This is a genomic window from Microbacterium sp. 1.5R, from assembly GCF_007667425.1.
In the GTDB taxonomy this organism is placed as follows: domain Bacteria; phylum Actinomycetota; class Actinomycetes; order Actinomycetales; family Microbacteriaceae; genus Microbacterium.
Genome location: NZ_VDRC01000002.1, coordinates 802902 through 817546 on the forward strand (window position 1 = coordinate 802902; position 14645 = coordinate 817546).

14 protein-coding genes are annotated in these 14645 nt (G+C 68.9%); 9 read left to right on the plus strand and 5 right to left on the minus strand.

All coding sequences use genetic code 11. From position 1 onward, the window contains the following. Nucleotides 1–41: 41 nt before the first annotated feature. Complete coding sequence (locus tag FSY98_RS14680) at nucleotides 42–1265, plus strand: LLM class flavin-dependent oxidoreductase (protein ID WP_144877375.1); 1224 nt, start codon at nucleotides 42–44, stop codon at nucleotides 1263–1265. A 1-nt stretch (nucleotide 1266) separates the two neighbouring features. Next, nucleotides 1267–1911 (plus strand): FMN reductase, encoded by a 645-nt coding sequence (locus FSY98_RS14685; protein WP_144877376.1) that lies wholly within the window; start codon nucleotides 1267–1269, stop codon nucleotides 1909–1911. A 22-nt stretch (nucleotides 1912–1933) separates the two neighbouring features. Here the strand turns inward: FSY98_RS14685 and FSY98_RS14690 are convergent, their stop codons facing one another. Continuing rightward, nucleotides 1934–2626 carry a response regulator gene (locus FSY98_RS14690; RefSeq protein ID WP_144877761.1) on the minus strand — a complete coding sequence of 231 codons (693 nt, stop codon included), beginning with the start codon at nucleotides 2624–2626 and terminating at the stop codon, nucleotides 1934–1936. Next, the gene (locus tag FSY98_RS14695; RefSeq protein WP_144877377.1) at nucleotides 2623–3900 is read right to left on the minus strand and encodes an ATP-binding protein; all 1278 of its coding nucleotides are present in this window, start codon (nucleotides 3898–3900) and stop codon (nucleotides 2623–2625) included. The genes FSY98_RS14690 and FSY98_RS14695 overlap by 4 nt, the downstream gene beginning before the upstream one ends. A 159-nt stretch (nucleotides 3901–4059) precedes the next feature. On the opposite strand from FSY98_RS14695, the gene FSY98_RS14700 reads away from it, so the two are divergent. Then, nucleotides 4060–5499, plus strand: coding sequence for a cation:dicarboxylate symporter family transporter (locus FSY98_RS14700; protein WP_144877378.1), 1440 nt, complete (start codon nucleotides 4060–4062; stop codon nucleotides 5497–5499). A gap of 53 nt (nucleotides 5500–5552) precedes the next feature. Here the strand turns inward: FSY98_RS14700 and FSY98_RS16795 are convergent, their stop codons facing one another. Then, complete coding sequence (locus FSY98_RS16795; RefSeq protein WP_186307703.1) at nucleotides 5553–5729, minus strand: DUF5302 domain-containing protein; 177 nt, start codon at nucleotides 5727–5729, stop codon at nucleotides 5553–5555. Nucleotides 5730–5939: 210 nt separating this feature from the next. On the opposite strand from FSY98_RS16795, the gene FSY98_RS14705 reads away from it, so the two are divergent. From FSY98_RS14705 to FSY98_RS14730, 6 genes are all read left to right on the plus strand, one after another. Continuing rightward, nucleotides 5940–7865 (plus strand): GDSL-type esterase/lipase family protein, encoded by a 1926-nt coding sequence (locus FSY98_RS14705; RefSeq protein WP_260857461.1) that lies wholly within the window; start codon nucleotides 5940–5942, stop codon nucleotides 7863–7865. A gap of 301 nt (nucleotides 7866–8166) precedes the next feature. Beyond that, the gene (locus tag FSY98_RS14710; RefSeq protein WP_144877380.1) at nucleotides 8167–10443 is read left to right on the plus strand and encodes a polyribonucleotide nucleotidyltransferase; all 2277 of its coding nucleotides are present in this window, start codon (nucleotides 8167–8169) and stop codon (nucleotides 10441–10443) included. Between the two features lie 216 nt (nucleotides 10444–10659). Beyond that, nucleotides 10660–11685, plus strand: a complete 1026-nt coding sequence (locus tag FSY98_RS14715; RefSeq protein ID WP_144877762.1) for an aldo/keto reductase — start codon at nucleotides 10660–10662, stop codon at nucleotides 11683–11685. An 80-nt stretch (nucleotides 11686–11765) separates the two neighbouring features. Further along, entirely contained in the window at nucleotides 11766–12368 is a 603-nt protein-coding gene (locus tag FSY98_RS14720) for a histidine phosphatase family protein (RefSeq protein WP_144877381.1), read from the plus strand. Between the two features lie 58 nt (nucleotides 12369–12426). Further along, on the plus strand, nucleotides 12427–13167 hold the full coding sequence (dapB, locus tag FSY98_RS14725) for a 4-hydroxy-tetrahydrodipicolinate reductase (RefSeq protein ID WP_144877382.1): 741 nt from the start codon (nucleotides 12427–12429) through the stop codon (nucleotides 13165–13167). Continuing rightward, nucleotides 13167–13601 (plus strand): hypothetical protein, encoded by a 435-nt coding sequence (locus FSY98_RS14730; protein ID WP_144877383.1) that lies wholly within the window; start codon nucleotides 13167–13169, stop codon nucleotides 13599–13601. Before dapB ends, FSY98_RS14730 begins: the two co-directional genes overlap by 1 nt. A gap of 11 nt (nucleotides 13602–13612) precedes the next feature. Here FSY98_RS14730 and FSY98_RS14735 read toward each other — a convergent pair whose 3' ends face one another. Both FSY98_RS14735 and FSY98_RS14740 read right to left on the minus strand, forming a co-directional pair. Beyond that, nucleotides 13613–14038 carry an OsmC family peroxiredoxin gene (locus FSY98_RS14735; protein ID WP_144877384.1) on the minus strand — a complete coding sequence of 142 codons (426 nt, stop codon included), beginning with the start codon at nucleotides 14036–14038 and terminating at the stop codon, nucleotides 13613–13615. A 106-nt stretch (nucleotides 14039–14144) separates the two neighbouring features. Then, entirely contained in the window at nucleotides 14145–14645 is a 501-nt protein-coding gene (locus tag FSY98_RS14740) for a DUF4395 domain-containing protein (RefSeq protein WP_144877385.1), read from the minus strand.

Here is a 14645-nt window from a genome sequence, read left to right on the forward strand (position 1 = left end):
ACCGGATGCAGGGCACCCGATTCGGAGAAGACGGAGCAATCATGAGCGAGCAGACAGGCACGCAGATGCAGTTCGGCATCATGTCGGTCAGCGACATCACCCGCGACCCGACGACCGGCATCACGCCCAGCGAGCAGGAGCGGATCAAGGCGACCCTCGCGATCGCCAAGCACAGCGAAGAGGTCGGCCTCGACGTCTTCGCGATCGGCGAGCACCACAACCCGCCGTTCTGGTCCTCCAGCCCGACCACGTTCCTCGCGGCCCTCGCCGCGCAGACCGAGCGTCTCGTCGTGTCCACATCGACCACGCTGATCACCACGAACGACCCCGTGCGCATCGCCGAGGAATACGCGATGCTGCAGCACGTCTCGGACGGGCGCATGGACCTGATGCTCGGGCGCGGCAACACCGGTCCCGTGTACCCGTGGTTCGGCAAGGACATCCGCCAGGGGCTGCCGCTCGCCATCGAGAACTATGCGCTGCTGCACGAGCTGTGGCGCGAGGACGTCGTCGACTTCGAGGGCAAGTTCCGCACCCCGTTGCAGGGCTTCACCTCGACGCCGCGCCCGCTCGACGGCATCGCTCCGTTCGTGTGGCACGGCTCGATCCGCACGCCCGAGATCGCCGAACAGGCCGCGTACTACGGCGACGGCTTCTTCGCGAACAACATCTTCTGGCCGAAGGAGCACTACCAGCGTCTCATCGAGCTGTACCGCCAGCGCTACGCGCACTACGGCCACGGCACGCCGGAGCAGGCGATCGTCGGCCTCGGCGGGCAGGTGTTCATGGCGGCCAAGTCGCAGGACGCCGTGACGCAGTTCCGTCCGTACTTCGACAACGCCCCGGTGTACGGGCACGGCCCCAGCATGGAGGACTTCACCGAGATGACACCGCTGACGGTGGGGTCGCCCCAGCAGGTGATCGACCGCTACGCCGGCATGCGCGAGCACTTCGGCGATTACCAGCGCCAGCTCTTCCTCATCGACCACGCGGGTCTGCCGCTCAAGACGGTTCTCGAGCAGCTCGACATCCTCGGCTCCGAGGTCGTGCCGGTGCTCCGCAAGGAACTCGCGAAGGATCGCCCCGAGACGGTTCCCGACGCCCCGACCCACGCCGCGCGCGTGCGGGCGGAGTACGGTGACGGGCCGACCCGTCAGGCGCGCCCCGGTGCGAACCGCGGCGACAACCTGACCGGCGATTCGCCCTACGCCGACACGCCGGCGCCCGCCGGTTCCGCGTTCGGTCTGGCCCGCAAGGGGGCGTGAGATGACCACTCGCCGCATCGCCGTGATCTCGGCTGGGCTGTCGAATCCGTCGTCGACCCGCATGCTCGCCGATCGCCTATCCACCGAAACGGTCAAAGCGCTCGCCGCGCGCGACATCGACGCCACGGTCGACGTGATCGAACTGCGCGACTACGCGCACGACATCACGAACAACCTGCTGACCGGCTTCGCCCCCGCAGCCCTCGAGACGGCCGTGAACACGGTCGTGTCGGCGGATGCGCTCATCGCGGTCACCCCGATCTTCTCCACGAGCTACTCGGGTCTCTTCAAGTCGTTCATCGACGTGCTCGACCCTGATTCGCTCACCGGGAAGCCGGTGCTGATCGGGGCGAACGCGGGTACCGCCCGGCACTCGCTCGCGATCGACTACGCGATCCGCCCGCTCTTCGCCTACCTGCACGCGGATGCCGTGTCGACGGGCGTGTTCGCCGCATCGAGCGATTGGGGCGGAGCCGGCGACGACGTCGCCCCGCTCGCTCGGCGGGTCGAGAAGGGAGCCAGGGAGCTCGCGGATGCGATCGCGCAGCGCGACGCGGCTACCGTCGCAGACCCGTTCGACCCGTCGACCTACCTCGGCGAGGGGCGCTCGTTCGGGCACATGCTCGGCGGTCTCGCGGGAGAGTGAATCGCCTGCCGTCCCTCCGGCGTCATCCGCCCGGGCGTGAACGCTGCCAGGAGTACTCGGTCTCGGGGCGCCCCCGCGCACCGTATCGAGCTGCTTTCGCAACGGCCCCCTCCGCGGCCAGATGCTCGAGGTAACGGCGCACCGACACACGTGACATGCCGAGGCGCTCAGCGGCCTCGGTGGCCGAGAGCGGACCTGCCGCGCGCAGCTCGTGCGTGACGGCCTCCAGTGTCGCGGCCGACAGACCTTTCGGCAGAGCGATCGTCCCGGTCGCCCTGCCCAGCAGCGCGTCGATCTCGGCTTGAGTCGTCTCCCCGTCGGTCTCGACCGCGCGTGCGCGATGCTCGCGGTACGCCGTGAGGCGTTCGCGGAAGACGGCGAACGGGAACGGCTTCACGAGGTATTGATAGACGCCGAGCGCCGCCATCTGCCGCACGGTCTCGGCGTCGCGCACACCGGTGATCGCGATGACGTCGATCGCAGCGGCACGGGCACGCAGCGTGCGGAGGACGTCGATGCCGGATCCGTCGGGCATGGTCACGTCGAGCAGCACGAGGTCGAAGCGGTCGGCGCTCTCCGCACCCAGCACGGCGTGAAGAGCGGCGCGAGCGCCTGTGCACTCCGCTCCGACGACGAAGCCGTCGATGCGCTCGAGGTAGGTGCGATGCAGCTCGAGGGTGAGAGCGTCGTCATCGACGATCAGCGTGCGGATCACCATGGCCTCCGTCCCCTCGGCGGCAGAGTCACAGAGAAAGTGGTCGGATCGGGCCGCACCTCGACCGTGCCGCCGGCGTCGAGCACGACAGACCGTACCAGCGCCAGCCCGATCCCGCGACCCTCCGCGCCGGTGGGCTTGGTCGAGAACCCCTGCTCGAAGATGCGTTCCCCGAGTTCGACAGGCACGCCGGCGCCGCTGTCCGAGACCTCGAGCAGGATCCCACCCTGTTCGGAAGGCTGGAGCACCACCTCCACCCATCGCTCGGCGGCGTCGGTCACGGCATCCATCGCGTTGTCGACGAGGTTGCCGAGCACCGCGACGCTGTCGACGGCCGACAGAGGTGAGGCCGGTGTGTCCGGCTCGATGCGGATGCGCCAGTCGATGCCCCGCTCCCGTGCTTGAGAGGCCTTGCCCAACAGCAGTGCAGCCACGGCGGGGTCGCCGGCGCGGCGGGCCGTGACCTGATCGACGAGCGACTGGCTCTGACGCGAGGTCTCGGTGAGGATATCGATCGCCTCATCGCTGCGCCCCAGTTCGAGCAGCGCCACCGCGGTGTGCATGCGGTTGCCGTGCTCATGGGTCTGCGCGCGGAGTGCGTCGCCGAGGGTGCGCAGCGACTCGTACGACGAGACCGCATCACGCAGCTGTCCGGGCGGCAGGTCGCCTGCGATCCTCCGCGTCGTCCTCCGAGCGACCCAGGCGCCCAGCGCCCCCAAGGCGGTGAGACCGACCGTGATGACCAGGGAGAGGGGCAGCCGACGCAGCAGCGTGTCGGAGATCGACTCGATCGTCACCCCGGCCGAGACCCAGCCGATGAGCTCGCCGCCTTCGGCGATGACGGGGACGATCGTGCGCACCGACGGTCCCAGCGTCCCGGTGAACACCTCGGTGAGCTGCGACGGACGGTCGGGGATCGTGCCGAGGTAGCGTCCGCCGAGCTGGTCGACGTCCGGGTGGGTGACGCGCACACCGGCGGGGGTCATGATCGTCACGAAGTCGAGGTCGGTGGCGGCGATGACGTCGAGCGCGTACGGCTCGAGCGTTCTGGTCGCCGCATCCGTGTCTCCCGATGCCAAAGCGACCGTCACGATCGGTGACGTCGCGAGCGTCACGGCCGTCGCCGCGGTCACCCGCTCCGCCTCGGCATGCGTCGCGCGCTGCGCCTCCACGACGAGGAACACGGCGACGAGTGCGCCGACGACGAGCGCGGCCGCGAGGACGACGAGGAAGACCGCGGAGGCGGTGCTTCGCGTTCCCCTGGCGTGTCGCATCGGTGCCTTCCGGTCGTCGGTGATCGTGAGGGTGGGATCTCGTCAGTGACCAATACGACCACAAATATCGGGGGAGCGGGAAGTCGGGAAGTGTGAACACACCGCGGGCGATGACGCCGGCGCAGACGGACGACGACGTTCACGATCAAGGAGGATGCCATGGCCATCACGACGGGGTTCACCCTTCCCGGATTCCACTGGCGGCGGGGCAAGCAGTCGTGGGACAGGCACACCTGGCTGTACGTGTCGGTGATCATCGCCGTCGTGCTCGGCGCTCTCGTCGGCCTCATCTGGCCCGAGGTCGGTCAGAGCCTCGAGCCCATCGGCAAGGGCTTCGTGTCGCTCATCAAGATGATGATCGCGCCGATCATCTTCTGCACGATCGTCGTCGGAGTCGGGTCCATCGCGAAGGCGGCCACGGTCGGCAAGATCGGCGGGCTCGCGCTGCTGTACTTCATGGTGATGTCGACCTTCGCCCTCGCGATCGGCCTCGTCGTCGGCAACATCATCCACCCCGGTGCGGGCCTCGACATGGCGTCGGCGAGCTATGACGCGACCGACACCGAGGCGAAGACGACGACGGAGTTCGTGCTGGGGATCATCCCGACCACCTTCTTCTCCGCCTTCACGGGGGAGAGCGTCCTGCAGGTGCTGTTCATCGCGCTGCTCGTCGGCTTCGCCCTGCAGGGTCTGGGCGAGAAGGGCGCGCCGATCATGGATGCCGTGAAGAATCTGCAGAAGCTCGTCTTCCGCATCCTCGGCATGATCCTGTGGCTGGCACCGCTCGGCGCCTTCGGCGCGATCGCGGCCGTCGTGGGCAAGACCGGGATCGCGGCCATCTGGAGCCTCGGCATCCTCATGATCGCCTTCTACATCACCTGCATCGTCTTCATCGTGGTGGTGCTGGGCGTGATGCTGTACGCAGTGACGCGGGTCAACATCTTCAGCCTCATCAAGTACCTCGGTCGCGAGTATCTGCTGATCGTCGGAACGTCGTCGTCGGAGTCGGCTCTGCCGCGTCTCATCGCGAAGATGGAGCACGTCGGCGTCTCGAAGCCGGTCGTCGGCATCACGGTCCCGACGGGGTACTCGTTCAACCTCGACGGCACCGCGATCTACCTGACGATGGCGTCCCTCTTCATCGCCACCGGCATGGGGCAGCCGATGTCGATCGGCGAGCAGATCGGTCTGCTCGTGTTCATGATCATCGCCAGCAAGGGCGCGGCCGGGGTGACGGGTGCCGGCCTGGCCACGCTCGCGGGTGGTCTGCAGGCGTACCGGCCCGACCTCGTCGACGGCGTCGGCGTCATCGTGGGCATCGACCGCTTCATGTCGGAGGGGCGCGCGCTGACGAACTTCACCGGCAACGCCGTGGCGACGCTGCTGATCGGAACCTGGACGCGTCAGATCGACCGTGACCGGGTGCGGCGCGTGCTGAGCGGTGAGGTGCCGTTCGACGAGTCGGTGCTCGACGGCGTCGACGACCACGGGATGGCGGACGAACGCGAGGCCGTCGATGTGCAGGGACTCAAGGAGTCCGCCCTCGATGAGATGTCTGCGAAGCAGGAGCGTGCACGCGCGCGGGCCGCGCAGAACTGAGCCGAGGAGAGGGATGCGGGAGTCGACCACCGTCGACTCCCGCATCCGCGCGGTCAGCCGCTCTTGCGTCGGAACTCGCGCCGGGTCTGCGGGGCAGGCGTGCCGTGGACGGCTGAGTCGCCGTCCAGATGAGCCTGGCCCTCACGGTGGTGCGCGTTCTTCTTCTCGAGCGCTTCCTTGAACTTGCGCTTCATGTCCTCGGTCGAGGACGCGCCTTCTTCGGTGCTCATGCCCGTCAGCCTATGCCACCGCTCGTCCGGACGGCGGGTCACCTGCGCACGCGTGACGCGGTCGCCTGCTCGGCGAACGCGGACGGGAACCACAACGGGCACAGCCGGTGACCGGCGATCCAGCATCCGGTGAACTTCTGGTGCCGAACGCGGAATCCGCGGCCCAGCGACACCGACGGGCTGCATCCTGAGCGTGTGAGAGTCGCGATCGTGACAGAGTCCTTCCTTCCGCACATGAACGGTGTCACCGGATCCGTGCTGCAGATCCTGAGGCACCTCGAACGCACAGGACATGAGGCCCACGTCCTCGCGCCGGATGCCGTTGGCATCCCGACCGAGATGTCAGGCGCTCCCGTGCACGCCATGCCGAGCGTTCCGCTCCCGGGGTACCCCACGGTCCGGGTCGGGACCTCCCCGGCCCACCGAGTCGCGGCATCCTTGCGCCGCTTCCAGCCCGACGTGGTGCACCTCGCCTCGCCGTTCGCCCTGGGCTGGCGGGGAGCGCTCGCCGCCGAGCGCCTCGACATCGCGGCAGTCGCCGCCTACCAGACGGACGTCGCCGCGTACACCGAGCGATACGGAATTCCGGGGACCATCGGCATCGCACAGACCCACATCGCCCGGCTGCACCGCCGAACGACTCTCACGCTCGCCCCCTCGGCCGAGTCCGCACAGCAGTTGGCGGCTCTGGGGGTCGACAGGGTGCGGCGGTGGGGGCGCGGCGTGGACGCGGAGCGCTTCCACCCGTCGCGACGATCCGAGGCGCTGCGAGCCTCGTGGGGAGCGGAGCGTGTGATCGGCTACATCGGTCGCCTCGCGCCCGAGAAGCAGGTCGAGGATCTGGCGGTGCTCGACGGCATCCCCGGCACGAGGGTGGTCATCGTGGGCGACGGTCCCAGTCGCGCGCGGCTCGAAGCGCTGATGCCGCGCGCGCTCTTCCTCGGCCACCTGAGCGGAGAAGCGCTCGCCGCGGCCATCGCCTCATTCGACGTGTTCGTGCACCCCGGCGAGAGCGAGACGTTCGGACAGACGCTCCAGGAGGCGCACGCGAGTGGCGTGCCCATCGTCGCCACCGGGCGCGGAGGTCCGCGGGATCTCGTGCGCATGGGCATCGACGGATGGCTCTACCGACCGGGGGACTCGGACGACCTCCGCATGAGGGTGCAGGATCTGACGGGCGACGAGCGCAAACGCCGTGCATTCGGAGCGGCGGGGTGGCGGGCCGTGCAGGGACGCAGCTGGGAGACCGTCTGCGACCAGCTGCTCGGTCATCTCGACGAGGCGATCGATCTGCGACGGGTGGATTCCGCCCTGCGCGCTCGCCGCATGACCCGGCCCGAGGCCCCCGCGGCGGTGACGGCCCGACCGTGGAACCGCTACGTGGCTCTCGGCGACTCTCTTACCGAGGGGCTGTGCGATCCTGCGCCCGACGGATCGCTCCGCGGGTGGGCAGACCGTCTCGCTCTTCTGCTCGCCGCGCGGGGCGGTCTGCACTACGCCAATCTCGCGGTCCGGTCGAAGCGCGTGCAGGACGTATGCACCACCCAGCTCGATCGCGCTCTCGAGCTGCGTCCCGACCTGGTGTCGATCCTCATCGGTGCCAACGATCTCGTCGGCCGCACCGTCGATGTGCAGTCGATCGCCGCCCGACTGGAGGAAGCAGTCGTACGGCTGCGAGCCGCCGGTGCCGACGTGCTGCTCGTCACGCCGTTCCTGCCGCGTCGGCGCGCCGCCCGTATCTACGTCAGGCGCTTCTCGGCGTTCGCCACGGCGATGGCCGGGGTCGCGGCCCGCACCGGCGCCATCCTCATCGACACCGACATGCATCCGACGCTCCCCGACCGGTCGAACTGGGGGGAGGATCTGGTGCACCTCAGCAGCAGAGGGCACCGCTTCCTCGCGTATCGCGCGGGGGAGGTGCTCGGCGTGCCGCACGCCGATGCGCTCGGCGCCCTGGACGCGGCTCTGCATGACAACGAGACGCTCGGGGCGGGATTGTGGTGGCGCCGGCACGCCCTGCCCTGGGTCTGGCGTCGCCTGCAGGGCAGGACCGCAGGCGACGGCCGCGTCGCGAAGCACGACCGCTACGTGTACCTCGGCCGGTCTGCCGCACAACGCGACATTCCCGTCGCCTGATGCCGACGTCGTCGTGGCCCGCGACGGGGTTTACGGGCGATCACGGGGTGCGCTGATAGGCTGTCACCGGTCGACGTCTGTCGACACCACAACTTCATATCGACTCATGGAGCGATCGGCGGAGAAGCTGGTCCCCTGTGGTGGGTTCCTCGGCGGTCGTCGGGTGGCTTTCTACTGGTGGCCAGCGCAGGCGATGTTCGCGGGAGTGCCCGCGCGCCCGAACCCCATCGATTCCGCTCCTTCATGAACACGCTCGCGCGTCACACGGATCCGCGAGTCTAAACAAAGAAGGAGAGACCTCTTGGAAGGTCCTGAAATCACCGCCACCGAGGCCGTTCTCGACAACGGCCGCTTCGGCACCCGTACCATCCGCTTCGAGACCGGCCGCCTCGCGCAGCAGGCTCAGGGCGCAGTCGCCGCCTACCTCGACGGCGAGACCATGCTCCTCTCGGCCACCAGCGCCGGCAAGCACCCGCGCGAAGGATTCGACTTCTTCCCGCTGACCGTCGACGTCGAGGAGCGCTCGTACGCCGCAGGCAAGATCCCCGGCTCGTTCTTCCGTCGTGAGGGCCGCCCCTCCACCGAGGCGATCCTGGTCTGCCGCCTGATCGACCGCCCCCTGCGCCCGTCGTTCGTCGACGGCCTGCGCAACGAGGTCCAGGTCGTCATCACCGTCATGTCGATCGCTCCGGGCGAGTTCTACGACGCTCTCGCGATCAACGCGGCCTCCGCGTCGACGCAGATCTCCGGTCTGCCCTTCTCCGGCCCGGTCGCCGGTGTGCGCCTGGCGTTCGTGCCCGGTCACGGCGAGCACGCCGACCAGTGGGTCGCGTTCCCGACGGCCGCGCAGGTCGACGAGGCCGTGTTCGACCTCGTCGTCGCCGGCCGTGTCGTCACGAAGGGTGACGGCACCGAAGATGTCGCGATCATGATGGTCGAGGCCGAGGCCACCGAGAACAGCTGGAACCTCATCAAGGCCGGCGCCACCAAGCCGAGCGAAGATGTCGTCGCCGCCGGTCTCGAGGCCGCGAAGCCGTTCATCGCCCAGCTCGTCAAGGCTCAGGCCGACCTCGCCGCCAGCGCGTCGAAGGAGCCGGGTGTCTACCCCGTCTTCCCGGCGTACAGCCAGGAGGTCTACGACTTCGTCGCCGGTCGCTCGTACGACGACCTCGTCGGTGTCTACCAGATCGCCGACAAGACCGAGCGTCAGACCGCCGACGACGCGATCAAGGACCGCGTCAAGGCCGAGCTGATCGAGGCGACCGAGGCGGGCGATCTGCCCGCTGCCGCCCCGCTGGAGTTCTCCGCGGCGTACAAGTCCGTCACGAAGAAGATCGTCCGCGGCCGCATCCTCACAGAGGGTTCGCGCATCGACGGTCGCGGCCTCGCCGACATCCGTCCGCTCGACGCCGAGGTGCAGGTCATCCCGCGCGTCCACGGCTCGGCGATCTTCCAGCGCGGCGAGACCCAGATCCTGGGTGTCACCACGCTGAACATGCTCAAGATGGAGCAGCAGATCGACTCGCTGTCGCCCACGACGAGCAAGCGCTACATGCACCACTACAACTTCCCGCCCTACTCGACCGGTGAGACCGGCCGTGTCGGTTCGCCGAAGCGTCGCGAGATCGGGCACGGCTTCCTGGCCGAGCGCGCCCTCGTGCCGGTGCTGCCGAGCCGCGAGGAGTTCCCGTACGCGATCCGTCAGGTCTCCGAGGCGCTGAGCTCCAACGGCTCGACGTCGATGGGCTCCGTCTGCGCGTCGACCCTGTCGCTGCTGAACGCCGGTGTGCCGCTGCGCGCTCCCGTCGCCGGCATCGCCATGGGCCTGGTGTCCGACGAGGTCGACGGTGAGACCCGCTACGCGGCCCTGACCGACATCCTGGGTGCGGAGGACGCACTCGGCGACATGGACTTCAAGGTCGCCGGTACCAGCGAGTTCGTCACGGCGATCCAGCTCGACACGAAGCTCGACGGCATCCCGTCGTCGGTGCTCGCCGGCGCGCTGACGCAGGCGCGCGACGCACGTCTGACGATCCTCAACGTCCTGAACGCCGCCATCGACGCTCCTGACGAGATGGCGCCCACGGCGCCTCGCGTCATCAGCGTGCAGATCCCGGTCGACAAGATCGGCGAGCTGATCGGCCCGAAGGGCAAGACGATCAACGCGATCCAGGACGAGACCGGCGCGCAGATCTCCATCGAGGAGGACGGCACCGTCTACATCGGCGCGACCGACGGCCCCTCGGCCGAGGCCGCCCGCGCCCAGGTCAACGCGATCGCCAACCCGACCAACCCCGAGGTCGGCGAGCAGTTCCTCGGAACCGTCGTGAAGATCGCCACGTTCGGCGCCTTCATTTCGCTGCTCCCCGGCAAGGACGGTCTGCTGCACGTCACCGAGGTGCGCAAGCTCGCCGGTGGCAAGCGCGTGGAGAACGTCGACGACGTGCTCTCCGTCGGCCAGAAGATCCTCGTGAAGATCACGAAGATCGACGACCGCGGCAAGCTGTCGCTCGAGCCCGTGCTCGATGACGCCCCCGCCGAGGGTTCGGCCCCCGCTGAGGAGTCCGCCGCCGAGTAAGCGTCGCTGCTGAGACATCGAACCCGGGTCCGTCGTGCTGACGGACCCGGGTTTCGTCGTTCCGAGGTGTGACCAAACCGTTATGGGAAGTTTCCCCGCCGTTCCCGGTATTGGCGGCCGGGTCAGCGGTCATCGCATACTCTCGAAGTACGCACCGGGGGGTGCAATCGGGCAGTGACGGAGATCGGAGAACCGGTCGACGCGGGGGTGAGGAAGATGCGGATGTTCAGCGTAGGTGCAGGCGCCTCCGAGGAGCGCGCCTCGCACGATGCAGAGCATCCCTCCGCTCCCATCCCGATCGTCGGCCCCGGCGTGGGGGAGTCGATCAGAGTCCCTCTCGGAGAGACCGGCTTCGACACGTTCCCGCTGATGCTCGGTGCGGCCGAGTTCGGGTGGAACGTCGATCTCGAGACCAGCCACGGCATCCTCGACCGCTACGTGGAGTTCGGTGGCAACGCCATCCACACCGCCGACGGGTTCTCCGGCGGCCGCAGCGAGCACATCATCGGACAATGGCTGCGGTCTCGCGGCCGTCGCGACCGCACGCTCCTCAGCGTGCGGATCGGTGCGCATGCCGACAACCCCGGGCTCGGATCGGTGAACCTGGTGCGTGCTGTGGAGGGCTCGCTCACGCGCCTCGGCGTCGAGCGGATCGACGTGCTGTACCTCGACGCGACTCTCGACCGCACGACCAACCTCGAAGACACCCTCGCCACCGTCGAGTGGCTCACCGATGCGGGCAAGATCGGTGCGCTCGGCGCCTTCGGGCTGGCCCCCGAGCGTCTCGTCGAGGCCCGCATCCTCGCATCGGCCGGGTACCCGCGGATCGAGGTCATCGACTCTCCGTACAACCTCGTACGTCGTCAGCCGTTCGAGGGTGATCTGCGGCTCGTCGCCGGCGCTCAGAATCTCGCCGTCACGCCCTCGCACGCGCTCGAGCACGGCTTCCTCTCCGGGCGCCACCGCAGCAAGGCGCTGACCTCGCGCGGTGTTCGGGGCGAGCAACTGCGTGGGCACCTGAACCGTCGAGGCACCAAGATCCTCAAGGCGCTCGACCAGGTCGCCGCCGAGCTCGACGTACCGGTCGCAGCCGTCTCGATCGCCTGGCTGCTCGCGCAGCGCACGGTGGCTGCGCCCATCGTCAACACCTTCGCGACCGAACACGTCGACGAGCTCATGCAGGGTGCCGGCGTGAGCCTGTCGCGCGTGCAGGTCGCCGACCTGACTCGCGCCGGCAACTGAGCGTCCTCCCGACTCTCGCGCAGACCTGACATAGGCTGAGTGGGAGCCATACGGATGCTGTCGATGAAGCGAGCGATTTTGTGACGCACTACATTTACCTGGTCAGGCACGGTGAACATCAGGATGCCGAGCATGGTCTCGCCGATGGTCCGCTGTCGCCCCGCGGGGCGCGTCAGGCCGAGCTCATCGCCGACCGGCTGTCCGGTCTTCCTCTCGACGCGGTATGGCACTCGCCGCTCCTGCGGGCGAACGAGACAGCCCGTGCCATCGCTGCGCGCCTGCCCTCGGTCGACCCCGCGCCGACCGCCCTGCTCTTCGACTGCGTCCCGACCGGGATGACGGAGGAGACGCCCGCCGTGTTCGAGCCGTTCTTCGGATCGATCACCGACGCCGAGATCGAGGCGGGGCGCGCGCAGATGGCGGATGCCGTCAACGAGTTCCTCGTGCGGAAGCCGGGCGACGTGCACGAAGTGCTCATCACTCACAACTTCGTCATCTCGTGGTTCGTCAGAGAGGTCCTCGGCGCGCCGGAGTGGCGGTGGATGACTCTGAACCAGTCGCATTGCGGGTTGACGGTCATCGCTCAGAAACAGGGCCGTCCGTGGACGCTCCTCACGCACAACGACACCGGCCACCTGCCGGTCGAGCTCCGCACCGGGATCCCCGACACGATGCCGGTCTGATCCCGCCGGCCCCGGCCAGCCGCCGGAGGACCCGGCGCCCGGGAAATAGAGTGGGAGCATGACCACGCAGGTAGCTCTCGTCGGCGGTACCGGAAAGCTCGGGTCGATCATCCGCGCGGTGATCGGCGAGCTGGACGGATTCGAGGTGGGACGCGTGCTCACGTCGTCGAGTGATCTCGCCGAGATCGCGGGGGTCGACCTCGTCGTCGACGCCACGACCCCGCAGGTGAGCATCGACGTGGTCCGTGCAGCGGTCGAGCGAGGCATCAACGTGCTGGTCGCGACGTCCGGCTGGTCGGCCGAGCGGATCGCGCTCGTTCGTCCCCTCGTGGACGACGCGGGCAACGGCGTGGTCTTCATCCCCAACTTCTCGCTGGGTTCCGTGCTGGGTTCGGCCCTCGCGGCCGCCGCGGCCCCGTATTTCCCTTCGGCCGAGATCGTCGAGGCCCACCACGAGCGCAAGGTCGACTCACCCAGCGGCACCGCCGTCCGGACGGCGGAACTCATCGCCGCCGCCCGCTCCGAGCGGGGTCCGGTGAGCGCGCCGCACGCCGATCAGAGGGCACGTGGCCAGCAGGTGGCGACGGTTCCCGTGCACTCGCTCCGCCGCCCAGGGGTGATCGCGAAGCAGGAGGTCGTCCTCTCCGGGCCGGGGGAGTCCCTCTCGTTCGTGCACGACACCGTGGACCCTGCTCTCGCCTACGCGCCGGGCATCCGGCTCGCCGTGCCGTTCGCGGCGCAGGCCTCCGGCGTCGTCGTGGGGCTCGAGAGCATGATCGACATCGGCATCCGCTCGTGATGTCCCGCATCGGGGTGGCCTTGATGGCCGCGTCTCTGCTGGTCTACCTCGCGGTGTCCGTCTGGCTCGCCGTGATGTTCTTCGCCGTCGGCACCGGCGTGTCGATCGGCATGGGGATCGCGCTCATCGTGTTCGCCCCGCTCGGTGCCTGGGCGCTTGTGCGTGAGATGCAGTTCGGTTTCGCGGCCGATCGGCTCGGTCGCACGCTCGACGCAGAGGGTGGGATGCCGGAGGCCGAGACGGAGCTCACCCCGAGCGGCCGCCTCCGCAGCGAGGACGCGGCCCCGCTGATCGCTCGGTACGAGGCCGAGGCCGACGCCGCCCCGGAGGACTGGCGCGCGCGATATCGCCTCGGAGTCGTGCAGGACGCATCGGGACATCGGAAGGACGCGCGGGCGAGCATCCGCTCGGCGATCAGGCTCGCCCGGCGCTGAGCCCCTCGCACTCAGGCGAGCGTGGCCTCGAGTGTGATGTCGATGCCGGCGAGCGCCTGCGACACGGGGCAACCGGTCTTGGCGCCGTCGGCGATCTCCTGGAACGCCCCTGGCGAGAGACCCGGCACCACGGCGTTCACGTTCAGGTGGCTGCCGGTGATGCCGACGCCAGGCTTGAAGGTCACGGATGCGCTGGTGTTCACGCGCTCGGGCGGGGTGCCGTTCTCCGCCAGCGCGTGAGAGAGAGCCATGCTGAAGCAGGAGGCATGCGCCGCGGCGATGAGCTCCTCGGGAGTGGTCGTGGTGTCGCTGCCCTCGCTGCGCGCCTTCCAGTCGATGGGGAAGGTGCCGAGGTTCGACGACGAGAAGGCGACGGTGCCCGAGCCCTCCGCGAGGGATCCGGTCCAGGTGGTGGTGGCTTCGCTGGTGACGGGCATGATTCCTCCGGATTCTCGCGATGCGCGGTATGCGGGTCGCGTGTCCGGTCAGCCTACCGATGGTCCTTCCGCAAAGGAACCGGCGGTCGTGGGGAGGGGTCGGACGTCAGGCGGTCGAGGCGGGGCGCCCCAGCACGCCGGCGCGCTGCAGGAGGAGGTAGAGCTGGCACCCGAGGCAGAGCGAGAAGACCGCGTTGAGGAAGGCGGCCACGAAGGCCGCGGCAGTGGCGGTCGGAAGAGCCCACGTCACACCGACCAGATGGAGGACGAGGCCCGCCGAGACCACGAACAGGCCGACGCCTTGAGCGAAGCGTGGGGGCCGAGGATCTTCGAGCTCGGACGGAGGGCTCAGCCGAGGCCTCACGAACCGGCGGAAGATCGCACCCCAGGGCGCGGTCGCGGGGGAGGCGACGCTCCACAGGAACAGGGCGGCGATGACGACGGCGAGAAGGAAGCCCGGGTCGAGGGCCCGCTCCGCGAGCGTCGCGGCAGCCGCGGCGGGAGAAGTTCCGACGAGGCCGAGGAAGGTCGCCACGAGAAGCAATGCTGTCGTGATCGTGGCGGCGAAGCGCGGTCCGCGGGGGTCGATGCCGGCGGGAGTGCTCAT

Excerpts from the sequence above, each read along its gene's own strand:
- FSY98_RS14680 (WP_144877375.1), top strand. The coding sequence starts at position 42 with ATGAGCGAGCAGACAGGCACGCAGATGCAGTTCGGCATCATGTCGGTC.
- FSY98_RS14685 (WP_144877376.1), top strand. The coding sequence starts at position 1,267 with ATGACCACTCGCCGCATCGCCGTGATCTCGGCTGGGCTGTCGAATCCG.
- FSY98_RS14695 (WP_144877377.1), bottom strand. The coding sequence starts at position 3,900 with ATGCGACACGCCAGGGGAACGCGAAGCACCGCCTCCGCGGTCTTCCTC.
- FSY98_RS14700 (WP_144877378.1), top strand. The coding sequence starts at position 4,060 with ATGGCCATCACGACGGGGTTCACCCTTCCCGGATTCCACTGGCGGCGG.
- FSY98_RS16795 (WP_186307703.1), bottom strand. The coding sequence starts at position 5,729 with ATGAGCACCGAAGAAGGCGCGTCCTCGACCGAGGACATGAAGCGCAAG.
- FSY98_RS14715 (WP_144877762.1), top strand. The coding sequence starts at position 10,660 with ATGCGGATGTTCAGCGTAGGTGCAGGCGCCTCCGAGGAGCGCGCCTCG.
- dapB (WP_144877382.1), top strand. The coding sequence starts at position 12,427 with ATGACCACGCAGGTAGCTCTCGTCGGCGGTACCGGAAAGCTCGGGTCG.
- FSY98_RS14730 (WP_144877383.1), top strand. The coding sequence starts at position 13,167 with ATGTCCCGCATCGGGGTGGCCTTGATGGCCGCGTCTCTGCTGGTCTAC.
- FSY98_RS14735 (WP_144877384.1), bottom strand. The coding sequence starts at position 14,038 with ATGCCCGTCACCAGCGAAGCCACCACCACCTGGACCGGATCCCTCGCG.
- FSY98_RS14740 (WP_144877385.1), bottom strand. The coding sequence starts at position 14,645 with ATGAGCACTCCCGCCGGCATCGACCCCCGCGGACCGCGCTTCGCCGCC.